At 69.3% G+C, this 22,631-nt stretch carries 22 protein-coding genes; 17 read left to right on the top strand and 5 right to left on the bottom strand.

Annotation, left to right across the window (positions count from 1 at the left end; genetic code table 11):
* Positions 1-144 precede the first annotated feature (144 nt).
* From J2Y42_RS14795 to J2Y42_RS14785, 3 genes are all read left to right on the top strand, one after another.
* On the top strand, positions 145-1,218 hold the full coding sequence (locus J2Y42_RS14795) for an alkene reductase (protein WP_309860039.1): 1,074 nt from the start codon (positions 145-147) through the stop codon (positions 1,216-1,218).
* Between the two features lie 104 nt (positions 1,219-1,322).
* A complete protein-coding gene (gene thrS / locus J2Y42_RS14790) occupies positions 1,323-3,305 on the top strand; it encodes a threonine--tRNA ligase (protein ID WP_309860037.1) in 1,983 nt (660 codons plus the stop codon).
* Positions 3,293-3,925, top strand: coding sequence for an HIT domain-containing protein (locus tag J2Y42_RS14785; protein WP_309860035.1), 633 nt, complete (start codon positions 3,293-3,295; stop codon positions 3,923-3,925). Before thrS ends, J2Y42_RS14785 begins: the two co-directional genes overlap by 13 nt.
* A gap of 79 nt (positions 3,926-4,004) precedes the next feature.
* Here J2Y42_RS14785 and pdxY read toward each other — a convergent pair whose 3' ends face one another.
* Both pdxY and J2Y42_RS14775 read right to left on the bottom strand, forming a co-directional pair.
* Positions 4,005-4,856 carry a pyridoxal kinase PdxY gene (gene pdxY, locus J2Y42_RS14780; protein ID WP_309860033.1) on the bottom strand — a complete coding sequence of 284 codons (852 nt, stop codon included), beginning with the start codon at positions 4,854-4,856 and terminating at the stop codon, positions 4,005-4,007.
* 28 nt (positions 4,857-4,884) lie between these two features.
* A complete protein-coding gene (locus J2Y42_RS14775; RefSeq protein ID WP_309860031.1) occupies positions 4,885-6,195 on the bottom strand; it encodes an aminotransferase class I/II-fold pyridoxal phosphate-dependent enzyme in 1,311 nt (436 codons plus the stop codon).
* Between the two features lie 103 nt (positions 6,196-6,298).
* On the opposite strand from J2Y42_RS14775, the gene pdxS reads away from it, so the two are divergent.
* From pdxS to J2Y42_RS14715, 12 genes are all read left to right on the top strand, one after another.
* Entirely contained in the window at positions 6,299-7,204 is a 906-nt protein-coding gene (pdxS, locus tag J2Y42_RS14770) for a pyridoxal 5'-phosphate synthase lyase subunit PdxS (protein ID WP_018191241.1), read from the top strand.
* Between the two features lie 2 nt (positions 7,205-7,206).
* Entirely contained in the window at positions 7,207-7,821 is a 615-nt protein-coding gene (gene pdxT / locus J2Y42_RS14765; protein WP_309860029.1) for a pyridoxal 5'-phosphate synthase glutaminase subunit PdxT, read from the top strand.
* Positions 7,818-8,342: an AAA family ATPase gene (locus tag J2Y42_RS14760; RefSeq protein WP_309860027.1), complete on the top strand. Its 525-nt coding sequence runs from the start codon at positions 7,818-7,820 to the stop codon at positions 8,340-8,342. The genes pdxT and J2Y42_RS14760 overlap by 4 nt, the downstream gene beginning before the upstream one ends.
* A 77-nt stretch (positions 8,343-8,419) precedes the next feature.
* Positions 8,420-9,184, top strand: coding sequence for a YebC/PmpR family DNA-binding transcriptional regulator (locus tag J2Y42_RS14755; RefSeq protein ID WP_158864487.1), 765 nt, complete (start codon positions 8,420-8,422; stop codon positions 9,182-9,184).
* Positions 9,185-9,199: 15 nt separating this feature from the next.
* Complete coding sequence (gene ruvC / locus J2Y42_RS14750) at positions 9,200-9,790, top strand: crossover junction endodeoxyribonuclease RuvC (RefSeq protein ID WP_309860365.1); 591 nt, start codon at positions 9,200-9,202, stop codon at positions 9,788-9,790.
* A complete protein-coding gene (ruvA, locus tag J2Y42_RS14745) occupies positions 9,787-10,395 on the top strand; it encodes a Holliday junction branch migration protein RuvA (protein ID WP_309860024.1) in 609 nt (202 codons plus the stop codon). Before ruvC ends, ruvA begins: the two co-directional genes overlap by 4 nt.
* On the top strand, positions 10,392-11,429 hold the full coding sequence (ruvB, locus tag J2Y42_RS14740; protein WP_018191236.1) for a Holliday junction branch migration DNA helicase RuvB: 1,038 nt from the start codon (positions 10,392-10,394) through the stop codon (positions 11,427-11,429). Before ruvA ends, ruvB begins: the two co-directional genes overlap by 4 nt.
* A 56-nt stretch (positions 11,430-11,485) precedes the next feature.
* Positions 11,486-11,908 carry a preprotein translocase subunit YajC gene (gene yajC, locus J2Y42_RS14735; protein WP_309860021.1) on the top strand — a complete coding sequence of 141 codons (423 nt, stop codon included), beginning with the start codon at positions 11,486-11,488 and terminating at the stop codon, positions 11,906-11,908.
* 62 nt (positions 11,909-11,970) lie between these two features.
* Positions 11,971-13,701, top strand: a complete 1,731-nt coding sequence (gene secD / locus J2Y42_RS14730) for a protein translocase subunit SecD (RefSeq protein ID WP_309860019.1) — start codon at positions 11,971-11,973, stop codon at positions 13,699-13,701.
* On the top strand, positions 13,701-14,720 hold the full coding sequence (gene secF / locus J2Y42_RS14725; RefSeq protein ID WP_309860017.1) for a protein translocase subunit SecF: 1,020 nt from the start codon (positions 13,701-13,703) through the stop codon (positions 14,718-14,720). The genes secD and secF overlap by 1 nt, the downstream gene beginning before the upstream one ends.
* 9 nt (positions 14,721-14,729) lie before the next feature.
* Positions 14,730-15,098 (top strand): rhodanese-like domain-containing protein, encoded by a 369-nt coding sequence (locus J2Y42_RS14720; protein WP_309860015.1) that lies wholly within the window; start codon positions 14,730-14,732, stop codon positions 15,096-15,098.
* 69 nt (positions 15,099-15,167) lie between these two features.
* A complete protein-coding gene (locus tag J2Y42_RS14715) occupies positions 15,168-17,417 on the top strand; it encodes a bifunctional (p)ppGpp synthetase/guanosine-3',5'-bis(diphosphate) 3'-pyrophosphohydrolase (protein WP_309860014.1) in 2,250 nt (749 codons plus the stop codon).
* Here J2Y42_RS14715 and J2Y42_RS14710 read toward each other — a convergent pair.
* From J2Y42_RS14710 to J2Y42_RS14700, 3 genes are all read right to left on the bottom strand, one after another.
* Positions 17,404-18,036 (bottom strand): type IV toxin-antitoxin system AbiEi family antitoxin, encoded by a 633-nt coding sequence (locus tag J2Y42_RS14710; RefSeq protein ID WP_309860012.1) that lies wholly within the window; start codon positions 18,034-18,036, stop codon positions 17,404-17,406. The two genes, J2Y42_RS14715 and J2Y42_RS14710, sit on opposite strands and share 14 nt — an antisense overlap.
* A 132-nt stretch (positions 18,037-18,168) precedes the next feature.
* A complete protein-coding gene (locus tag J2Y42_RS14705; RefSeq protein WP_309860011.1) occupies positions 18,169-19,398 on the bottom strand; it encodes a DUF349 domain-containing protein in 1,230 nt (409 codons plus the stop codon).
* A gap of 77 nt (positions 19,399-19,475) precedes the next feature.
* A complete protein-coding gene (locus J2Y42_RS14700) occupies positions 19,476-20,249 on the bottom strand; it encodes a peptidylprolyl isomerase (RefSeq protein WP_309860009.1) in 774 nt (257 codons plus the stop codon).
* A 141-nt stretch (positions 20,250-20,390) separates the two neighbouring features.
* Between J2Y42_RS14700 and J2Y42_RS14695 the strand changes: the two genes are divergently transcribed.
* Together J2Y42_RS14695 and rpsD are read left to right on the top strand one after the other, a co-directional pair.
* Entirely contained in the window at positions 20,391-21,731 is a 1,341-nt protein-coding gene (locus J2Y42_RS14695; RefSeq protein WP_081630431.1) for a replication-associated recombination protein A, read from the top strand.
* Positions 21,732-21,905: 174 nt separating this feature from the next.
* Positions 21,906-22,529: a 30S ribosomal protein S4 gene (gene rpsD, locus J2Y42_RS14690; protein WP_018191226.1), complete on the top strand. Its 624-nt coding sequence runs from the start codon at positions 21,906-21,908 to the stop codon at positions 22,527-22,529.
* Positions 22,530-22,631: the final 102 nt, after the last annotated feature.

Genomic DNA, 22,631 nt, shown 5'->3' with positions numbered 1-22,631 from the left:
GGGGTACGCATTCCGCGTGAGAGTCTCCTGGGCGACGGAATACGTCGACGAGAACGCCCGTTGCCGCCAAGGTCGCGCTCCGACCGCGCACCTGCTGACCCCGACCCGGTCTCACGCATCCGCACCCCGAAAGGCATCCCCTCAATGGATCTGTTCTCTCCCGTCTCGCTCGGAGACCTCCACCTTCCCAACCGCGTCGTGATGGCGCCCCTCACGCGCACCCGCGCGGGCGAGGCGGGCATCCCGGGGCCACTGGTGGCGGAGCACTACGCGCAGCGGGCGAGCGTGGGTCTGATCATCTCCGAGGGCACCTATCCGAGCCACGAATCCCGCGCGTACCCGGGCCAGCCGGGCATCGTCACGGACGAGCAGATCGCCGGGTGGCGTGCAGTCGCCGACGCGGTGCACGCCCGAGGCGGCCGCATCGTCATGCAGCTGATGCACGGCGGCCGGGTCTCGCATCCACTCATCACCGACACCGAGCGCGTCGTCGCCCCGAGCGCGGTCGCGATCGACGGCCAGGCCCGCACCGCCGCGGGTAAAGTCGCGTACCCGGTGCCGCACGCACTCACGACGGAGGAGCTCGCCACGGTTCGGGATGAGTTCGTCGCCGCGGCGGAGAACGCCATCGCGGCCGGCTTCGACGGGGTCGAGCTGCACGGTGCGAACGGCTACCTGCTGCACCAGTTCCTCTCGCCGGTCTCGAACGTCCGTGCCGACGAGTACGGCGGTTCTCCGGAAGCGCGCGCTCGGTTCGTCGTCGAGGTCGCGAGCGCGGTTGCCGCGGCCGTCGGCGCCGGGCGGGTGGGCATCCGCCTGTCGCCGATGCACAACATCCAGGATGTGTTCGAGACCGACCTCGCCGACGCGACCGCAACGTATCGAGCCGTGGTCGACGGGATCGCCCCGCTGGGCCTGGCCTACGTGAGCGTTCTGCACGGAGAGCCGACCGGCGAACTCGTGCAGGACCTCCGACAGCGTTTCGGCGGCCCGTTCATCGTGAACAGCGGGTTCGGCTCGATCACGACGCGAGACGAGGCGACCGCACTGGTCGAGGACGCGCACGCGGACGCTGTCGCCGTCGGCCGCCTCGCGATCGCCAACCCGGACCTCGTGGAGCGATGGAAGGGCGAGCACCCGGAGAACCAGCCCGACCCGGCCACGTTCTACGGAGACGGTGCCGAGGGCTACACCGACTACCCGCGCCTCAGCGCGTAGGTGCGGACCGCGCGGCGGACCAGCGGCCGCCGGTCATCGGCTCCTCTGCGCACCCGGCTAGAGTTGGAGGGTTCCCAATCGACCCACGAACAAGGAGTGGACAGGTGGCCGACGGCTTCGAGCTCTTCACCGACCGTTCCGTTGTCGCGATGCGCGTCAACGGTGAGCTGAAGGACCTCGCGACCACCGTCACGACGACCGACGAGGTCGAGCCGGTCACCATCGACTCGCCCGACGGCCTCAGCATCCTGCGCCACTCGACGGCGCACGTCCTCGCGCAGGCCGTGCAGGCCGTGAACCCGGAGGCGAAGCTGGGCATCGGGCCGCCCATCACGGACGGTTTCTACTACGACTTCGACGTGCTCGAGGCGTTCACCCCGGAGGATCTGAAGGCTCTCGAGAAGGAGATGGCGCGCATCCAGCGGGCGGGCCAGCGCTTCGTCCGTCGCGTCGTCACCGACGAGGAGGCACGCGCGGAGCTCGCCGACGAGCCGTACAAGCTGGAGCTCATCGGCCTCAAAGGTGGCGTCCAGCACGGAGACACCGCCGCCTTCGACGAGAGCGAGTCGGTCGAGGTCGGCTCCGGCGAGCTGACCATCTACGACAACGTCGACCCGAAGACGGGGGAGACGGTCTGGAAGGACCTCTGCCGCGGTCCGCACCTCCCGAACACCCGCATGATCGGCAACGGCTGGGCGCTCACCCGCGTCGCGGCCGCCTACTGGCGCGGCAACGAGAAGAACAAGCAGCTGCAGCGCATCTACGGCACCGCCTGGGCGAGCAAGGAGGAGCTGCGCGCCTATCAGACCCGCATGGAGGAGGCCGCCAAGCGCGACCACCGCAAGCTCGGCGCCGAGATGGATCTGTTCAGCTTCCCCGACGAGATCGGTTCGGGCCTGGCGGTGTTCCACCCGAAGGGCGGGATCATCCGCAAGGAGATCGAGGACTTTATGCGCGACCGGCTCATCGCCAACGGCTATGAGCTCGTCAACACACCGCACATCACCAAGGCGCACCTCTTCGAGACCAGCCAGCACCTCAACTGGTACAAGGAGGGGATGTTCCCGCCGATGCACCTCGACGAGGAGCGCGACGCGGAGGGCAACATCACTCGGCAGGGCCAGGACTACTACCTGAAGCCGATGAACTGCCCGATGCACAACCTGATCTTCCGCGCCCGAGGCCGCAGCTATCGCGAGCTCCCGCTCCGGTTCGCCGAGTTTGGGACGGTGTACCGGTACGAGAAGTCGGGCACCCTGTCGGGGCTGACGCGCGTCCGCGGCCTCACTCAGGATGACGCTCACATCTACGTGACGGAAGACCAGATCAAGGACGAGGTCGCCCGCCAGCTCGAGTTCGTGCTCGAGACCCTGCGCGGCTACGGCCTCACCGACTTCTACCTGGAGCTCTCCACCAAGGACCCGGACAAGTACGTCGGCAGCGACGAGAGCTGGGAGACCGCGACGGAGACGCTGCGTGAGGTCGCGATCGAATCCGGTCTGGAGCTCGTGGACGACCCGGGCGGGGCGGCGTTCTACGGACCGAAGATCTCGGTGCAGGCGCGCGACGCGATCGGCCGCACCTGGCAGCTGTCGACCGTCCAGCTGGACTTCAACCAGCCGGAGCTGTTCGAGCTGGAGTACAACGCGGCGGATGGCACGCGCAAGCAGCCGGCGATGATCCACCGGGCGCTGCTCGGCTCGATCGAGCGGTTCTTCGCGATCCTGCTGGAGCACTACGCCGGCGCGTTCCCGGTCTGGCTGTCGCCGGTGCAGGTCGTGGGCATCCCGGTCGCCGACCAGTACGCGCCGTTCCTCGACGACGTGATCTCGCGGCTCCGCGCCCGCGGCGTGCGCGCCGAGGTCGACCACTCCGACGATCGCATGCAGAAGAAGATTCGCACCCACACCAAGGCCAAGGTGCCCTTCCAGCTGATCGTCGGCGAAGAGGATGCGTCGGCGGGCACGGTCAGCTTCCGGTTCCGCGACGGCACGCAGCGCAACGGCGTGACCGTCGACGAGGCGATCGAGCGGATCGTCGAGAGCATCCGCTCGCACGAGCTGGTCGACACGGCATGGCACGACTGAACCTCGACTCGTACGGGACGTCCGACGACCCGAACGGAGCCGGCGCGGCCGACGGGGCGATCCGGGACAGCGTGGACGCTGATCGCGTCCGGGTCGACGACCCGTCGTACCTCGTCGGCGTCCCGGACGAGTTCCAGCGGCTCTGGACCCCGCACCGGATGGTCTACATCCAGCACGGCCAGCAGCCGGGCAAGGACGACTGCCCGTTCTGCGTCGCCCCGAGCATGAGCGACGAGGATGCGCTGATCGTCGCACGCGGAACGCACACGTACGCGCTGCTGAACCTGTTCCCCTACAACAGCGGCCACCTGCTCGTGTGCCCGTACCGCCACATCGCCACGTACGACGAGGCGACGCCGGAGGAGGTCGCCGAGATCGGCAGCCTCACCCAGACGGCGATGCGCGTCATCCGTCAGGTGTCGAAGAACGACGGCTTCAACATCGGCATGAACCAGGGCGAGGTCGCTGGCGCCGGGATCGCGGCGCACCTGCACCAGCACGTGGTGCCGCGCTGGGCTCAGGACGCGAACTTCCTGCCGATCATCGCCAAGACGAAGGCGCTGCCCCAGTTGCTCGGAGAGGTCCGCGCGGCCATCGCAGACGCCTGGCCGCGTCCCTAGCCGACAGCTCCTGAGTTTTTCGCCGTTCTAGCGGCGATCTGCGCGAAAAACTCAGGAGCTGTTGGTGCGGGGAGGCGGGTCAGCGCACGCGCGTCACCGCGAACTGCTCGCGCGGGTTGGCGTACGAGTCCTGCGACTCGACAAGCTGCAGTTCGCGCTCGCCCGACTCCAGGGTGCGCGTGAGCAGGTCGAACACGCTCGACACGGTCTTCCGCAGGGCCAGCTCCGCGTCGCCGGTCCGCACGTAGTGCGCGGTGAACAGCGCGGCGGTGACATCGCCCGAGCCGTTGGCCTTCATCGGGAGGCGCGGCGTCTGCACGATCCACGCGCCCGCGTCGTCGACGGCGAGCATCTCGATCGTGTCGGCCGGAGCATCCGGTCGCTCGACACTCGTCACCAGCACGGTCTTCGGGCCCATCGCGCGGGCCGCATCCACCGATTCCAGCGTCGACTCGAGGGTGTCGGGCGACGTCTCGGTCAGGAACCCGAGCTCGAACTGGTTCGGCGTGATGATGTCGGCCACCGGCACGACGCGCTCCCGCAGCAGCACCGGGATGGCCGGAGCGACGAAACAGCCGGACTTCGCGTTGCCCATCACCGGGTCGCAGGCGTAGACCGCGTCCGGGTTGGCCGCCTTCACGCGGGCGACGGCGTCGATGATGACGTCGCCGATGCCCTCGCTGCCCTGGTAGCCCGAGAGCACGGCGTCGATCTGGCCGAGCACGCCGCGCTCCTCGATGCCGGTGATGACGTCGCGGACGTCGTCGGGGGAGATGAGCGGTCCGCGCCACGCGCCGTAGCCGGTGTGGTTGGAGAAGTTCACCGTGTAGACGGGCAGGACCTCGACGCCGATGCGCTGCAGCGGGAAGACGGCGGCGGAGTTGCCGACGTGACCGTAGGCGACCGCGGACTGGATCGAGAGGATCTTCATCCTTCGATCCTCTCACCTGATCCGGGGCTCAGCGCGCCGCATCCACCAGGTCGTCGAGCAGTCGCGCGCTCTCCTCGGCGGCGAGGTCGTGCACGGTCAGGCGCAGGTGGTGCGACGGGTCGGGATGCTCGGCGAGCTGGAACTCGTCGCCGGTCCGTGCCAGCCAGCCGCGCCGCATCAGGCGTTCCGCCACCGTCCGTGCCTGCACCGGCAGCTCGACCCACAGGTTGAGCCCGTCCGCCGCCTCGGCGGGGAGCCCGCGCGCGGTCAGCTCCGCCGCGAAGGCGCTGTTCCGCTCGGCGTAGTGCCGGCCCGCGTCGGCGATCTCGGCGAGAGCCGCCTCGTCGGTCAGCTGGGCGAGCACGAGCCGCTGCAGGATGTGACTGACCCAGGTCGTGCCCGGGCTCAGCCGGAAGGCGAGGCGCTCGGCCGTCTCCGGGTCGGTGGCCGCGACGGCGAGGCACATGTCCGGCCCCAGGAACTTCGACACCGAGCGGATGAGAGCGAAGCGCCGGTGCCCGGGGCCGATCAGCGTCTCGTAGCGCCGCTGCGAGAGCATCGAGAAGTGGTCGTCCTCGATGACGAGCACGTAGGGATGGTCGGCGAGCACCGCGCGGAGTTCGGCGGCGCGTGCGGGGGAGAGGGTCGCGCCGGTGGGATTCTGGGCCCGCGGCGTGCAGATGACGGCACGGACGCCCGCCGCCAGCGCCGCACGCAGGCCGTCCACGGTCATGCCCTCCGCATCCACCGGAACCGGGACGGCCCGATACCCGCCGAGCCGGACGGTGTGGATGCTCGCCAGGAAGCACGGATCTTCCAGGGCCACGGCGTCGTCGCGGAGCAGCGCCTGGGCGAGCAGACGCTCGACCGCATCCACCGCCCCGTTGGTCACAGTGATGCGCACCGTCTGGTCGGGAAGGTCGTCGCGCACCCAGGCGAGCGCGCGCTCTTCGAGGGCCGGGTCGATGACGGGCTCGCCGTAGAGGACGGGTCGTCCGATGGCGCCGGCGAGCGCCGCGGACGGCTGGGGGATGCGGCGCGGGTCCGGATTGCCCGTCCCGATGTCGCGGAGGACGCTGTCCTGCGCGTAGCCCTCCTGCGCGACCGCCTCGACCCCGGCGATCACGGTGCCCGCCCGGCCGCGCGCCGTGACGACGCCGGCCTGCGCCAGCAGACGGTAGGCGGCGACGGCGGTGTTGCGGTTGACCTGCAGCTGCGCCGCGAGTTCGCGCACCGGCGGCAGGGCGTCGCCCCGGCGCAGTGCACCGCGCTCGTGCAGCGCGCGCACGCTCGCCGCGATCTCCGACGCCGTGGCGCCGGTGATGCCGTTTCCGTTCATTACGCTCCCCGCCGGTGGTCCCGCGGTCGAGTCTATCCAGCCGCGGGCGGGATGCTATCGTTCGGCATAGGCCAAAACATTCTTTGTTCCGCACGAGAGGGCGATGATGACAGACAACGTACAGGGCAGCGCGACCGGATCGAGCCGGGTCAAGCGCGGCCTCGCCGAGATGCTGAAGGGCGGCGTCATCATGGACGTCGTCACCCCCGAGCAGGCCCGCATCGCCGAGGACGCCGGCGCGGTCGCCGTCATGGCGCTGGAGCGCGTTCCCGCCGACATCCGCGCCCAGGGCGGCGTGGCCAGGATGAGCGACCCGGACCTGATCGAGGCCATCATCGCCGAGGTGTCCATCCCCGTCATGGCGAAGGCCCGCATCGGCCACTTCGTCGAGGCCCAGGTGCTGGAGGCGCTCGACGTCGACTACATCGACGAGTCCGAGGTGCTCTCGCCCGCGGACTACGTCAACCACATCGACAAGTGGCGCTTCACCGTGCCGTTCGTGTGCGGCGCGACGAACCTGGGCGAGGCGCTCCGTCGCATCAACGAGGGCGCGGCGATGATCCGCTCGAAGGGCGAGGCCGGCACCGGCGACGTCTCCGAGGCGACCAAGCACATCCGCAAGATCACCTCCGAGATCAACGCTCTGAAGTCCATGACCAAGGACGAGCTGTACGTCGCGGCCAAGGAGCTGCAGGCACCGTACGAGCTGGTGGCCGAGATCGCCGAGACGGGCAAGCTCCCGGTCGTTCTGTTCACCGCAGGCGGCGTGGCCACCCCGGCCGACGCGGCGATGATGATGCAGCTGGGAGCGGACGGCGTGTTCGTCGGCTCGGGCATCTTCAAGTCCGGCAACCCGGAGCAGCGCGCAGCGGCGATCGTCAAGGCGACCACGTTCTACGACGACCCGAAGGTGATCGCGGAGGTCTCCCGCGGTCTCGGCGAGGCCATGGTCGGCATCAACGTCGGCGACCTCCCCGCTCCGCACCGTCTGGCCGAGCGCGGCTGGTAAGCGTGACCGGAACGACGACGCGGGTCGGCGTCCTCGCCCTGCAGGGGGATTTCCGCGAGCACATCGCGGTCCTGCGTGGCCTGGGCGCCGACGCCGTGCCCGTACGCCGAGCGTCCGAGCTGGAGGAGATCGACGGCCTGGTGATCCCGGGCGGCGAGTCCAGCGTCATGGACAAGCTCTCCCGCGCATTCGGCGTCGCGGAGCCGTTGCGCCAGGCCATCTCCGACGGTCTGCCCGTGTACGGGACGTGCGCCGGGCTGATCATGCTCGCCGACCGCATCCTCGACGGCATCACCGGTCAGCAGAGCCTGGGCGGCCTGGACGTGTCGGTGCGGCGCAACGCGTTCGGCTCGCAGGTGGACTCGTTCGAGACCGACCTCGACATCCCGGCGGTCGGCGATGAGCCGATGCACGCGGTGTTCATCCGCGCGCCCATCGTCGAGAGCGTCGGCGAGAAGGCGACTCCGCTCGCCCGCGTCGCCGACGGCCGTGTGGTCGCGGTCGAGCAGGGCAACCTGCTCGGTACGTCGTTCCACCCCGAGATCACCGGCGACACCCGCTTCCACGAGTACTTCCTCGGCAAGGTTCGCGCCGCCGGCTCCCTGCGCGCCGCGTGAAACTGATCGTGCTGCGCGGGCCGTCGGGCTCGGGCAAGTCGACCGTCGCCCGCCTGCTGCGCGATCGGTTGGGCACGGGGATCGCGCTGGTCGAGCAGGACTACCTCGGGCGGACCGTCCTCGGCCGACGCATGACCGACGATGGCGCGAACGCCGGGCTGATCGAGGCGCTGACCCGAGCGGCGCTCGCGGCCGCTCCCGCGGTGGTGCTGGAGGGCATCCTCACGTCGGCGCGCTATGGAGACGTCATCGAGCGGCTCCGCAGCCTCCCCGGTGTGGAGTCGTGGTTCTACGCCTTCGACCTCCCGTTCGAGGAGACCGTCGCACGGCATGCGACGCGGGCGAAGGCCGGGTCGTTCGGGGAGGACGAGTTGCGGCAGTGGTGGGCGGGGAGCGACCCGTTGCGCGGGCCGGCCGGGTGGATGCCGGAGCAGCTGATCGGTCCGGCGTCGTCCGCGGCCGACACCGCCGACCGGATCGTCGCGGACGCCCGGCTGTCACCGGGCAAGTTGCTCCCGTAGCGGGCGTCGTGCGGGAGCGGGGCGGGCAGTCGTCCTACAATGGTCAGGATCTTCAGACGTGAGACGAGGGAGCACCAGTGTCCGGGCATTCCAAGTGGGCAACGACCAAGCACAAGAAGGCGGTGATCGACGCCCGCCGCGCGAAGTCCTTCGCGAAGCTGATCAAGAACATCGAGGTGGCGGCGAAGACCGGCGGTGCCGACCTGTCGGGTAACCCCACGCTCGTGGATGCGGTCCAGAAGGCCAAGAAGACCTCGGTCCCGAACGACAACATCGACCGCGCCATCAAGCGCGGCGCCGGCCTCACCGGCGAGTCGATCGACTACACGACGATCATGTACGAGGGCTACGGCCCCGGCGGCGTCGCCCTGCTGATCGAGTGCCTCACCGAGAACAAGAACCGTGCGGCGGCCGAGGTCCGGACCGCGATGACCCGCAACGGCGGCACCATGGCCGACCCGGGCAGCGTCGCCTACAACTTCCACCGCAAGGGCGTCATCGTCGTGCCGCACGCCGACGGTGTGGATGAGGACACGGTCCTCGCCGCCGTGCTCGACGCAGGCGCGGAGGAGGTCACCGACCGGGGCGAGAGCTTCGAGGTGCTGACCGAGGCCTCCGACCTGGTCGCGGCGCGCACCGCGCTGCAGGAGGCCGGCATCGACTACGACTCGGCCGACGCCGAGTTCGTGGCGACCGTCAACGTCGAGGCCGACGCCGAGGTGGCCCGCAAGGTGTTCCGTCTCATCGACGCCCTCGAGGACTCCGACGACGTGCAGAACGTGTACACGAATCTCGACATCAGCCCTGAGGTGCAGGCACAGCTCGACGAAGACGACGAGTAGGTCGCGGCCGTGACGATCCGGGTGCTCGGCATCGACCCGGGTCTGACGCGCTGCGGTGTCGGGATCGTCGACGTGCAGGCGGACCGTCGCGCCACGTTGGTGGATGTGACGGTCATCCGCACCCCGCCGGGCATGGCCCTGGAGGAGCGGCTCCTCGCGGTCGGCACCGGCATCGAGCGCCTGCTCGACGAGCACCTGCCCGCCGTCGTCGCGATCGAGCGCGTGTTCGCACAGCACAACCTGCGCACCGTGATGGGAACCGCGCAGGTCAGCGGCGTCGCCCTGCACTCGGCGGCGAAGCGCGGCCTCCCGGTCGCGCTGCACACGCCGAGCGAGGTGAAGGCGGCGATCACCGGCTACGGCTCCGCGGACAAGCGGCAGGTCCAGGCGATGGTCGCGCGCATCCTCGGGCTCGCGGAGGCGCCGAAGCCGGCGGATGCGGCGGACGCCCTCGCGATCGCCATCTGCCACGCCTGGCGCGGCGGCCCGGTGGCGGCCGACGCCGGGGGAGCGACGGACACCGCGCTCACCCCCGCGCAGCAGGCGTGGCGCGCCGCGGAGCGCTCCAGCCGCACGTCGGCGGTGCCCCGTAGGCTTGCACGGTGATCTCCTCCCTCCGCGGTACCGTGCTCTCGGCGAGCGGCGGCACCGCCGTCGTCGAGGTGGGCGGCGTCGGCTTCGCCCTGCAGCTGACGCCCGACCACGTGCTGTCTCTGCGCGTGGGTGAAGAGACCTTCCTGCACACCTCGCTCATCGTCCGGGAGGACGCCCTGCAGCTGTTCGGGTTCGCCGACCGGGAGCAGCTGGAGGTGTTCGAGCTTCTCAACGGCGTGTCGGGCGTCGGTCCCAAGTCGGCCATCGGCGTGCTGTCCGTGCTGTCGCCGGACGACATCGCCACCGCGGTGGCAGCCGACGACGACGCCCCCTTCCGCAAGGTGTCCGGGATCGGGCCCAAGACCGCAAAGCTCATCGTCGTCTCCCTGGCCGGCAAGCTCACCGCCGTCCGCCGTCCGGCGCCCGCGGTGAAGGCATCCCGAGCCCCGTCGTCGGTCGGCGACAGCGTGCTCGTCGCCCTCGTCGGGCTCGGCTGGCCGGAGCGCGTCGCCGCAGAGGCGGTCGCCGAGGTGACGGCCGAGACCGAGGAGAAGGAGCGCGACAGCGTCCAGTCCCTCCTGCGCCTCACCCTCTCGCGGCTCGGACCGGCGCGATGAGCGACGATCTGACCACCCCGGAGCTCGAGTCGGAGACCGAGCTCGCCTTCGAGGGAGCCCTGCGGCCGCGCACGCTGTCCGAGTTCGTCGGGCAGGCGAAGGTGCGCGGCCAGCTCCAGTTGCTGCTCACCGCGGCGAGGATGCAGGAGCGGACGGCCGACCACATCCTGCTCGCCGGCCCCCCAGGCCTGGGAAAGACGACGCTCGCGATGATCGTCGCGCACGAGAGCGAGCGGCCGCTGCGCCTCTCCAGCGGTCCGGCCATCCAGCACGCAGGCGACCTCGCGGCGCTGCTGTCGTCGCTCACGCCGGGCGAGGTGCTCTTCATCGACGAGATCCACCGCATGGCCCGCTCGGCGGAAGAGATGCTGTACCTTGCGATGGAGGACTTCCGCATCGACATCATGGTCGGAAAGGGCGCGGGCGCCACGTCCATCCCGCTCGATCTGGCCCCGTTCACGCTGGTCGGCGCGACGACCCGGTCGGGCCTCCTGCCGAACCCGCTGCGCGACCGATTCGGCTTCACCGCGCACCTCGAGTTCTACGACGAGGCCGAGCTGACCCAGGTACTCACCCGAGCGGCGACGATGCTCGACTTCGAGGTCGACCGGGAGGCGCTGGCCGAGATCGCCGGGCGCTGCCGCGGGACGCCGCGCATCGCCAACCGGCTGCTGCGCCGGGTGCGCGACTACGCGCTCGTCCACGGCGGCCGGGCCGACGTCAACGCGGTGCGCGCGGCGCTCGAGCTCTACGATGTCGACCCGCTCGGCCTCGACCGCCTCGACCGCGCGGTGCTGCAGATCATCCTCGAACGCTTCGACGGCGGACCGGTGGGGTTGAACACACTGGCCGTCTCCGTCGGGGAGGAGGCGGAGACGATCGAGTCGGTCGTCGAGCCGTTCCTCGTGCGCATCGGGCTGCTCTCCCGAACGCCTCGCGGCCGCATGGCGACCGCTGCGGCATGGCGTCATCTCGGAATTCCGAGCCCGCGGCGGGATTCCTCCCAGCCTCCGACGCTCGTCGATGACATATAATCCAAGCTGGCCGTTCGGCCAACCCCCTTGCCCCCATCGAAAGGTTCGGCAGCTTCATGGTCTTTGACCCGTTGACCATCCTGATGGTCGTCATCCTGGCGGCCCTCGTGTTCTTCATGTTCCGGAACAGCCGCAAGCGGCGCAAGGAGCAGGAGGAGACGCGTTCGAAGATGGTGCCCGGCGCCGAGGTCATGACCAACTTCGGTCTCTACGGCACGCTCCTGTCCGTCAACGAGGACGACAACACCGCCACCATCGAGACGAGCCCCGGCCACGTCGTCAAGGTGCACCGCCAGGTGCTCGCCCGCGTCGTCGAGCCCACGAACGCGGAGGCCACGAGCGACGACGCCGAGGCGACCGGTGTCGAGCTCAACGAGGACCACGCGATCACCCACGACGCGTCCGACTCCACGACGCCGGAGTACGGCGAGCGTCTCGACGACTCGCCCAAGAAGCCCGGCTCGAAGAGCGACGACTGACACATCCCCTGTGCTCCGGCGCCCACGCGGCGTCGGAGCGCTCGTAGAAAGCTGAGTTCCTGGTGGCAAAGTCGACCCCGGTCAAGAAAGCCTGGCGTTCGCTGACGTGGCTCGGCGTCATCGTGGTGGTGCTCCTCGGCACCCTCACGGCAGGCGTCCTGTTCAGCAATGCCACCTGGCTGCCGAAGCTCGCCCTCGACCTCGAGGGGGGAACGCAGATCATCCTCGCCCCGCAGGTCGAGAACGGCCAGTCGGTGCAGCAGCAGCAGCTCGACCAGGCGGTGTCGATCATCCGGCAGCGCATCGACGCGTCGGGCGTGTCCGAGGCGCAGATCTCCACCGAGGGCTCGAAGAACATCGTCGTCTCGCTGCCCGGCAAGCCGGACCAGGCGACGCTCGACCGCGTGAAGTCGAGCGCACGTCTCGACTTCCGCCCGGTGCTCATCGCCGGCGGGCCGACCAACGAGGTCGTGGGTGCGGACGGCAAGGCCACCCCGGCACCGTCGCCGGCGCCCGGCCTGCAGGCGACCCCGTCGACGAAGCCGACGAACGGCAGCGACCTCGCCTGGGTGACGCCGAAGCTGCAGGCCGACTTCAACGCCTACGACTGCAAGGCCAACAAGAACAAGACGACGAGCTCCGCGCCGACGGACCAGCCGCTGATCACGTGTGACGACCAGAACACGGTCAAGTACCTGCTGGGTCCGGTCGAGGTCAAGGGTCAGGACATCAGCGACGCGAACGCCGGGCTCGTGCAGAGCTCGCAGGGCGTGACGACCGGCCGGTGGGCCGTCAACATCATCTTCAACGGAGCGGGCACGAAGGCCTTCTCCGACGTCACGACGCGCCTCGTCGGCCTCCAGGGATCGCAGAACCAGTTCGCGATCGTGCTCGACGGCAAGGTGATCTCCGCGCCGACGACGCAGGCCGCGATCACGGACGGCAAGCCGCAGATCACCGGTAACTTCACCGAGACGACCGCGAAGGCCCTCGCCGATCAGCTGAAGTTCGGCGCGCTGCCGTTCAGCTTCAAGGTGCAGAGCCAGGACACCATCTCGGCGACCCTCGGTACCGCCCAGCTGCTCGCCGGTCTGATCGCGGGTCTGATCGGCCTCATCCTGGTCGCCATCTACACGTTCTTCCAGTACCGTCTGCTCGGTCTCGTCACGATCTTCTCCCTGGTCGTGGCCGGCGTGCTGACATGGCTGACGATCTCGCTGCTCTCGTGGCACTACGACTACCGGCTCTCCCTCGCGGGTGTCGCGGGTCTGATCGTCGCGATCGGCTTCACGGCCGACTCCTTCATCGTGTACTTCGAACGCATCCGCGACGAGTTGCGCGACGGGAGGGGTCTCGAATCCGCCGTGGAGGCCGGCTGGGGACGCGCCCGCCGGACGATCTACGCGTCGAAGGCCACCAACCTCCTCGCGGCCGTCGTGCTGTACGTGCTCGCGGCGGCGAACGTGCGCGGGTTCGCGTTCACGCTCGGACTCACGACCATCATCGACGTCATCGTCGTGCTGCTCTTCACCCACCCGACGCTGCAGCTGCTCGCGCGGACGCGCTTCTTCAGCTCCGGTCACCCGCTGTCCGGCCTCGACCCGCAGGCGCTCGGCGCCGTGTACCGGGGTGCTGCGCAGTTCCGGGCTCCGACGGCAGCCGTCAAGGCGGGAACGGCCGCGCGAGCGGGCAAGGAGGCGGCTCGCCGCCAGACGATCGCCGAGCGCAAGGCGGCAGAGCTCGCCGGCGCCTCGACGTCCTCGGATCGATCGACCGAGGGGAAGGACTCCTGATGGCCAGCCGTCTCGTGCAATTCGGTAACGACCTCTACACCGGCGCGCGGTCGATCGACTTCGTCGGCCGCCGCAAGATCTGGTACTCGATCGCGGCCGTCATGGTCGTGCTCTCGATCCTCGTGCCGATCGTCCGCGGCGGATTCAACTTCTCGATCGAGTTCCGCGGCGGTTCGCAGTTCCAGGTGAGCGACGTGTCGAGCACCGACACCGGCAAGGCGCAGGATGCTGTCAGCAGTGTCGTGCCGAGCGCCGTCTCGCACGTCAGCGTGGTCGGCGACAACGCCGTGCGCGTGCAGACCGACCAGCTGTCGGAGACGCAGACGCGCGATGTCTCGGATGCGCTGGCGAAGGCGTACGACGTCGACGCCTCGGAGGTCTCCGCGACCTTCATCGGGCCGTCGTGGGGTGCGGATGTGACGCAGCAGTCCATCCAGGGCCTCGTGGTGTTCCTGCTGCTGGCCTTCATCGCCATGGCGCTCTACTTCCGCACCTGGAAGATGTCCGCCGCCGCGATCATCTCGCTGTTCCACGACCTCATCATCACGGCGGGCGTGTATGCGCTCGTCGGGTTCGAGGTGTCGCCGGCGACCATGATCGGCTTCCTGACCATCCTCGGCTACTCGCTGTACGACACCGTCGTGGTGTTCGACAAGATCCGCGAGAACACCAAGGAGGAGATGGAGCTGACCCGACGCACGTTCGCCGAGTCAGTGAATCTGGCGGTCAACCAGACCCTGGTGCGGTCGATCAACACGGCGGTCGTCGCGGTGCTTCCTGTCGCGTCCATCCTGTTCATCGGTGCCTACGCGCTCGGTGCGGCGACGCTGCGCGACATCTCGCTCGCGCTGCTGATCGGCATCATCGTCGGCACCTACTCGACCATCTTCCTGGCCGCGCCGATGTACTCGCAGTTCCGTGAGAAGGAGCCGGCGATCCGGAAGCACGACCAGAAGGTGCTGTCGATCCGACCGAAGGCCGAAGTCAAGGCCGACGCTGTCGCAGCGGCCGCGGAGTAGCCTGGCCGGATGACCGACGCCGCCCCGCAGACGCCTTTCCTCCCCGAGGACGAGATCTCCGTCGCGCGTGCGCGCGAGCTGACCGACGCGGGTGACGCGTGGCTGCTCGACGTGCGCGAGCCGTTCGAGTGGGAGGCCGGGCATGCTCCCGGCGCGCACCACATCCCCCTCGGTGAGCTGGGGGAGCGGCAGCATGAACTTCCGGAGGACCAGCAGCTGCTGGTCATCTGCCGGAGCGGGGCCCGGTCGCGAATGGTCACCGATGCGCTCATCGAGGCCAACTATCCGGTCGCCAACGTCGCGGGCGGGATGAGCGCCTGGCACGCCGAGGGCGGTCCCGTCCTGCGCGACGACGGTACGCCAGGAGCGATCGTCTAAGACCGAGATCCCGCACCGTGACAGAACGGTGTTCCGGAGCGGTCATAATGGACGACAGGAGGCGCGCGAATGGTTGATACGACGACATCGCAGAGCGCTTCCCTGCGCCGTCTGGTGCCGCGCATCTTCTCGCGAGCGCAGCCGTCCGGCGGTGCTGTCGAGACGCTGATGCGTACGGTGCGGATGCACCACCCGAAGGCCGACCTGTCGTTGATCGAGCGCGCGTACTCCGTCGCGGAGCGGGCGCACCGCGGCCAGAAGCGTCGTTCGGGCGAGCCGTACATCACGCATCCCGTCGCCGTCGCGCAGATCATCGCCGACCTGGGCATCGGCGCCAAGACCATCGCAGCCGCGCTCCTGCACGACACGGTCGAGGACACCGAGTACACCCTCGACGAGTTGCGGGACCAGTTCGGCGACGAGATCGCGATGCTGGTCGACGGCGTCACCAAGCTCGACAAGGTCAAGTACGGCGACAGCGCCCAGGCCGAGACCGTCCGGAAGATGATCGTCGCGATGTCGAAGGACATCCGGGTGCTGATCATCAAGCTCGCCGACCGCCTGCACAACGCGCGCACGTGGGGGTTCGTCCCGGCCGCATCGGCGACGCGCAAGGCGACCGAGACCCTCGAGATCTACGCACCGCTCGCGCACCGTCTCGGAATCCAGGCGATCAAGTGGGAGCTCGAAGACCTGTCGTTCGCGGTGCTCTACCCCAAGCTGTACGCAGAGATCGAGAGTCTCGTGAAGCAGCGCACCCCGGAGCGCGAGCGCCTGGTGCAGCAGGTCATCGACGCCATCAACGACGACCTGAAGTCCGCCAAGATCCGCGGCAAGGTCGTCGGCCGGCCCAAGCAGTACTACTCGATCTACCAGAAGATGGTGGTCCGGGGCCGCGAGTTCGACGACATCTACGACCTCGTCGGCATCCGCGTGCTCGTCAACACGGTGCGCGACTGCTACGCCGTACTCGGACAGATCCACGCGCGCTGGACCCCGATGCCCGGGCGCTTCAAGGACTACATCGCGACGCCGAAGTTCAACCTGTACCAGTCGCTCCACACGACCGTGATCGGTCCGCAGGGCCGCCCGGTCGAGATCCAGATCCGCACCGAGGAGATGCACCAGCGTGCCGAGTTCGGTGTCGCCGCGCACTGGAAGTACAAGGAGCAGACCACCGGCAAGAGCTCGGGCGGCCCCGCGAAGGTGGACACCGACCTGGCCTGGCTCGCCCACATCTCGGACTGGCAGGCGGAGACCGCCGACCCGAGCGAGTTCCTCGACTCGCTCCGCTTCGAGATCGGCGCGAAGGAGGTTTACGTCTTCACGCCGAAGGGACGCGTGATCGGCCTTCCCGCCGGCGCGACCCCGGTCGACTTCGCGTACGCCGTTCACACGGAGGTCGGCCACCGGACGATGGGCGCGAAGGTGAACGGCCGCCTCGTCCCGCTGGAGAGCAGCCTCAACACAGGTGACGTCGTCGAGATCTTCACCTCGAAGAACCCGGACTCGGGGCCGAGTCAAGACTGGCTCAACTTCGTCAAGAGCCCCCGTGCGCGCAACAAGATCCGCCAGTGGTTCACCAAGGAGCGTCGCGACGAGGCGATCGAGCAGGGCAAGGATGCGATCGCGCGCGCGATGCGCAAGCAGAACCTGCCGCTTCAGAAACTGATGACGCAGGACGCCCTGGTCGAGGTCGCCTCCTCGCTCAAGTACCCGGACGTCTCTGCCCTGTACGCGGCCGTCGGTGAGGGGCATGTCTCCACCCAGTCGGTCATCGAGAAGATCGTCGCCTCGCTGCAGACGGAGGTCGAGTCGGACGGCGAGCTCGAGATCCCGGTCAAGGGCCGCCGTCAGCTGCGCAACAGCGACTCCGGCGTTCTCGTCCGCGGTGCCCCCGACATCCTCGTCAAGCTGGCGAAGTGCTGCACGCCCGTGCCGGGCGACCCGATCGTCGGGTTCATCACCCGCGGTCAGGGCGTCTCGGTGCACCAGGCGAACTGCCACAACGTGCAGTCGCTGCTGCAGGAGCCCGATCGCATGATCGAGGTCGAGTGGGCGCCGAGCTCCAAGAGCGTCTTCCTCGTGCAGATCCAGGTCGAAGCGCTCGACCGCTCCGGGCTCCTCAGCGATGTCACTCGCGTGCTGTCCGAGCATCACGTCAATATCCTTTCCGCCACGGTGACCACCTCCAGTGACCGACTGGCGCTCAGCCGCTTCGTCTTCGAGATGGGAGACACCACCCACCTCGACCGCGTCCTCAACGCGGTGCGCCGCATCGACGCGGTCTACGACGTGTACCGCGTCAGCGGCGGCTGACCGGCGGGCCGACGGCCGAGCCGGCCGCAGAACCGACCGTGGAACCGACCGCAGCTGCGGTCGCGAGCGGAACTCGGGCGCGCGCCACGGCGGGCAACCGCTGCCGCGCCAGGCCGCATCCCTTCTGGCGACTGCTCCGCAGCCGGTCGTCAAGTTCTGCGGGGGAGACGTCGGCGAGCAGCAGGAGGTGCCGGACTTCGAGCGCCTCGCCGTCGCCGAATCGTGTGCCGGAGCACAGCAGGTCGACGGCCGTGCGCAACGGGCTCGTCACCCGCACTCCGTCGTAGACGACGGTCTCGTCATCGCCCAGCAGGCGGTGCGACGTGTCGACAGCGGGGGAGAGGGCCCCTCCCCGGCGACGAGGCGGGACGCAAACCTGCGGCACCGGTGGCGCCATGGCGCGTGTGCCGTGGATCCAGGCCGCCGATCCACGATCGGCGACGGCCCAGCCGGGCGCTGTGCGGGCGAACGCCTGCGACCGCAACGCCGGCCCGTCGACGGCGTCGGCCGGGGCGAAAGCGTCACCGACGCGGAACAGGTGACCGTCGAGACAGAGGGAGAGCAGCTCGACCACGGGCAGGATGTCGGCGTCGAGCAAGGGAGCGGAGATCGTGTTCATGTCTCCAGCCTCGTCCGGGACGGCGCCGGTCGGGCCGCCGTCCGCGGAACGGTGGAGAACGTCTTCCTCAGGCTCGCTGTGGAGAACTGCGACTCGGCGGCGAAATCACCGCCGCCGCGTCGTCACGACCGATCAACCGAGCGCGTCGAGCCAGATCTTGCGCGCGTCGAGGGCCTCCTGCGCCGCCTTCACCTTGGCGCTGTCGCCGGTGGCCTGCGCATCCGCGAGCTCTTGCTCCAGCTTCGCGATGGCAGCGTTGAGCTGGCTGGCCAGTCCTTCGGAGCGAGCCTTCTTCTCGGGGTTGTTCTTCTCCCAGTGCTCTTCGTCGAGGCGGCGGACAGCGGCCTCGACCCGGCGGAGGCGGTCTTCGATCGGCCGCACCTGCTCGCGCGGCACGCGGCCGATCTGGTCCCAGCGCTCCTGGATCGACAGCAGCTGCGCGCGAGCCGTCTCTCGGTCGGTGGCCTTGAGCAGCGGCTCGGCCTCGTCGAGGAGCGCGAGCTTCTGCTGGAGGTTCGCCTCGTACTCGGCGCTGTCGCGCGCATCCACTTCGGCCTTCGCCGAGTAGATCGCGTCGCCCGCGGCCTTGAAGCGCGCCCACAGCGCGTCGTCGTTCTTCTTGCCCGCGCGGCCTGCGGCCTTCCACTGGTCGAGCAGGCGGCGGTACTCCGGCACGCCGTCCGCACCGAGCGGGATGAGCTTCTCGGCCTCCTCGATGAGCGCGTTCTTGCGGTTGCGCACGTCGCGGTGCTGCGTGTCCAGCTCGGCGAAGAACGCCTTGCGGTTGTGCTCGATCGTCGAGCGGGCGGCACGGAACCGCTTCCACAGCTCGTTCGCCTCGTTCTTCGGGATGCGCGGGCCGTCGTGCTGGTGCGCCTGCCACCGCGCGAAAAGGGCGTCGAGCTCGGCGCTCGTCGTCTTCCACTGCGTCCGCGCCGGGTCCTGCGCCGCGAGGGCCTCCGCCTGCTCCACGATCGCGGTGCGCTCGGCGATTGCGGCCTCGAGCGCAGCCTTCGCCTCGGCGCTCTGCTGCTCGGTGAGCTCCTCCACGGTGCCGCCCAGTGCATCCAGGCGCGTCAGGAGGGATGCGAGATCACCGACCGCGTTCGCGCCCTCGACGGCCGACCGCAGGTTGGCGACGGACTTGGCGACGTCACTCGCGGGGGCTCCCCGCCGCGCACGCTGCTCCAGCAGCCCGACCTGCCCGGCGAGATCGGTGTACTTGCGCTCGAAGTACGCGAGCGCCTCCTCCGCCGTACCGTCGGGGTACTCGCCGACGACGCGTTCGCCGTCGCCCTCGCGGACGTACACGGTGCCGGTGTCGTCGACACGTCCCCAGGGGTGCTGTTCAGAAGTAGCCAAGAGCCTCACCTTGCTGCTGCGCGATCGGGCGGGATGCCGCCCCTCGTTTGGGAATCAGCCTATTGCACGTGCCGCGGTCACTGCAGGGTGAAGCTGTCGATGGTGGTCTTGACCGCGGGCGTGCCGTCGGTCTTCCCTCCCTCGATGCCCTTGTCGGTGACCTGCGCCTTGAGCTGGTCCAAGCCGCTCGTGACGGAGCCGATGACGGTGTAACCGCCCGCGTCGTCCGAAGGGATCTTCGTGTCCTCGTAGACGATGAAGAACTGGCTGCCCTGGCTCTCGGCGTTGTTGCCCTGACGCGCCATGGCGATCGTGCCCGCCTTGTAGACGTCGTCGGAAGGCGCGTTCTCGATCGGGCCGTACTCGTAGCCCGGTCCGCCGGTGCCGTCGCCCTTCGGATCGCCGCACTGCAGCACGTAGAAGCCGCCGTTGGTCAGGCGGTGGCAGGTCAGGCCGTCGTAGAACTTCTTCTCCACCAGCGACACGGTCGATGAGACGGCCTGCGGAGCCGCGGCGCCGTCGAGCGAGACCCCGAGCGGGACGCCGTTGATCGTCATCGTGCCCGTCCAGGTGCGGTCCTCGGCGAGCGTCTTCGGCGGGACGCCGCCCGCGGAGGGCGAAACCGAAGGCGACGCGGACGACGAGGCCTTCGCCGCGCCGGGTCCTGCGGAGAAGTAGAGGAGCTGCGTGCCCACCGCCAGGGCGACGATCACGACGGCCGCGATTCCGGCCACCCAGTTGTCACGCTTGCGGCGCTTTACCTTGTGCTCGTGCACGGTCTGCCGCGCCTGGTAGGCGCGCAGCCGCTCGCGTGCCTGTCGCGCTTCGCGGTCGTTCTGCTTCGGTGCCACGTGTGTCCTCCGGAGTCGGTACGGGGGATCTCCGCGAGGCGTGCGCCCGCTGGATCATGGAGAACCCTATCCGGCGGCCCTATGGACGACAAACTCGCCGCTCCCAGGCGGACTGTCGGTGGTCGCGACTAGCCTGGACGGGTGGTCGACGTGCAACCTGGGCTCCGCACCGGAGCGACTCCTCTCGCGGTGCGCATGCGCCCGAAGTCGCTCGACGAGGTGGCCGGTCAGCGTCACCTCCTCAAGCCGGGTTCGCCGCTGGTCGCGCTCGCCTCCGACAAGGAGGGGCAGTCGGGGTCGGTCTCCGTGATCCTGTGGGGTCCGCCCGGCACGGGCAAGACGACCCTCGCGCAGGCGATCGCGCACTCCTCGGGCCGCCGGTTCGTCGAGCTGTCGGCTGTGACGGCCGGCGTGAAGGATGTCCGGCTGGTGATGGACGAGGCACTCTCGACGCGCGACCTCTACGGGGTGTCGACCGTCCTCTTCCTCGACGAGATCCACCGCTTCACCAAGGCCCAGCAGGATGCGCTGCTGCCCGGCGTCGAGAACGGCTGGGTCATCCTGGTGGCTGCGACGACGGAGAATCCGTCGTTCTCCGTCATCTCGCCGCTGCTCTCGCGCAGCCTGCTCCTCACCCTGGAGACGCTGAGCGACGACGACCTCGGCGTCGTCATCGACCGAGCCGTGGCCGACGACCGCGGTCTCGGCGGCCAGTACACGCTCGACCCGGAGGCGCGTGCCGCCCTGATCCGCCTCGCGTCGGGCGACGCCCGCCGGGCGCTGACGGCGCTGGAGGCAGCCTCGGTCACAGCGGCGTCGGCAACGCCGGCGACCTCCAAGAAGAAGCCGGTCATCACCGCCGAGCTCGTCGCGCAGGCCGTCGACCGCGCGCTGCTCCGCTACGACCGCAACGGCGACGAGCATTACGACGTCATCAGCGCCTTCATCAAGTCGGTGAGGGGCTCCGACGTCGACGCGTCCCTGCACTACCTCGCGCGCATGATCGAGGCGGGGGAGGATCCGCGCTTCATCGCCCGCCGCATCATCGTGCTGGCGTCGGAGGACATCGGGATGGCCGACCCGCAGGCCCTCGGCGTCGCCATCGCCGCGGCCGACGCTGTGCAGTACATCGGGATGCCGGAGGGCCGCATCCCTCTCGCCCAGGCCGTCGTGCACCTCGCAACCGCACCGAAATCGAACGCCGCGTACATGGCGCTCGACGCCGCGATCGCCGACGTGCGCGCGGGCAAGATCGGTCGCGTCCCCAAGCACCTCCGCGACGCCCACTATCCCGGCGCCAAACGGCTCGGTCACGGCAAGGGCTACAAGTACCCGCACGACGACGCGCTCGGCGTGCTCGAGCAGCAGTATCTGCCGGACGAGCTGGCCGGCACGACGTACTACACGCCCACCGAGCACGGCAACGAACGGGACGTCTCCGCCCGCCTCGCGAAGCTGCGTCGCATCGTGCGCGGGCGCTGACTGCGATCTGTTAGACTTTCTGCGCCTAGAAGCGTGTTCGGGGTGCGGCTGCCGCGTCCACGATTCGATGGGAAGAGCCCTGTAGCCGGGCGTCCCTGGCGACAATCCCTCTCTCTGCGGGCGCACACGTATGCCCGCATCCATCACGTCAGAGAGAACTTTCGAAAGGAAACCGTGTCTTCACGTTCCCGCAGCAAGACCCGCGAGTCGCGGGCCCTGGGCATCCCGCTCACCCCGAAGGCGGCGCGCTACATGGAGAAGCGCCCCTACGCTCCGGGTGAGCACGGCCGCACCAAGCGCAAGGCCGACTCGGACTACGCCGTGCGTCTGCGCGAGAAGCAGCGTCTGCGCGCCCAGTACGGCATCCGCGAGAAGCAGCTCCGGATCGCCTTCGAGGAGGCCCGCCGTACGCAGGGCCTGACCGGTGAGAACCTGGTCGAGCTCCTCGAGATGCGTCTGGACGCCCTCGTGCTCCGCGCCGGCTTCGCCCGCACCATCACGCAGGCGCGCCAGTTCGTCGTGCACCGTCACATCCTCGTCGACGGCCAGCTCGTCGACCGCCCGTCCTTCCGCGTGAAGCCGGGCCAGCTCATCCACGTCAAGGCCCGCTCCGAGGGCACCGAGCCCTTCCAGGTCGCGGCCGCCGGCGGTCACCTCGACGTTCTGCCGAAGACCCCGGGCTACCTGGATGTCGAGATCGACAAGCTGCAGGCCCGCCTCGTGCGTCGCCCGAAGCGCGCTGAGGTCCCCGTGACCTGTGAGGTCCAGCTGGTCGTCGAGTACTACGCGGCTCGCTGAGCATCAGCACCACCCCGGACGGGGTCGCGACTCTTCGTCGCGGCCCCGTTCGTCGTTTCCGGCCACGCCATTCGTACTCCCGCCGTTCCCGCAGCCCGCGCG

The organism is Leifsonia sp. 1010, from assembly GCF_031455295.1.
Lineage (GTDB): Bacteria > Actinomycetota > Actinomycetes > Actinomycetales > Microbacteriaceae > Leifsonia.
This window is presented reverse-complemented; position numbering and strand designations above follow the sequence as displayed.

What these genes read in the sequence shown, in the direction of transcription:
- J2Y42_RS14795 (WP_309860039.1), top strand. Translation starts at nt 145, where the DNA reads ATGGATCTGTTCTCTCCCGTCTCGCTCGGAGACCTCCACCTTCCCAAC.
- J2Y42_RS14785 (WP_309860035.1), top strand. Translation starts at nt 3,293, where the DNA reads ATGGCACGACTGAACCTCGACTCGTACGGGACGTCCGACGACCCGAAC.
- pdxY (WP_309860033.1), bottom strand. Translation starts at nt 4,856, where the DNA reads ATGAAGATCCTCTCGATCCAGTCCGCGGTCGCCTACGGTCACGTCGGC.
- J2Y42_RS14775 (WP_309860031.1), bottom strand. Translation starts at nt 6,195, where the DNA reads ATGAACGGAAACGGCATCACCGGCGCCACGGCGTCGGAGATCGCGGCG.
- pdxS (WP_018191241.1), top strand. Translation starts at nt 6,299, where the DNA reads ATGATGACAGACAACGTACAGGGCAGCGCGACCGGATCGAGCCGGGTC.
- ruvB (WP_018191236.1), top strand. Translation starts at nt 10,392, where the DNA reads ATGAGCGACGATCTGACCACCCCGGAGCTCGAGTCGGAGACCGAGCTC.
- yajC (WP_309860021.1), top strand. Translation starts at nt 11,486, where the DNA reads ATGGTCTTTGACCCGTTGACCATCCTGATGGTCGTCATCCTGGCGGCC.
- secF (WP_309860017.1), top strand. Translation starts at nt 13,701, where the DNA reads ATGGCCAGCCGTCTCGTGCAATTCGGTAACGACCTCTACACCGGCGCG.
- J2Y42_RS14720 (WP_309860015.1), top strand. Translation starts at nt 14,730, where the DNA reads ATGACCGACGCCGCCCCGCAGACGCCTTTCCTCCCCGAGGACGAGATC.
- J2Y42_RS14715 (WP_309860014.1), top strand. Translation starts at nt 15,168, where the DNA reads ATGGTTGATACGACGACATCGCAGAGCGCTTCCCTGCGCCGTCTGGTG.
- J2Y42_RS14710 (WP_309860012.1), bottom strand. Translation starts at nt 18,036, where the DNA reads ATGAACACGATCTCCGCTCCCTTGCTCGACGCCGACATCCTGCCCGTG.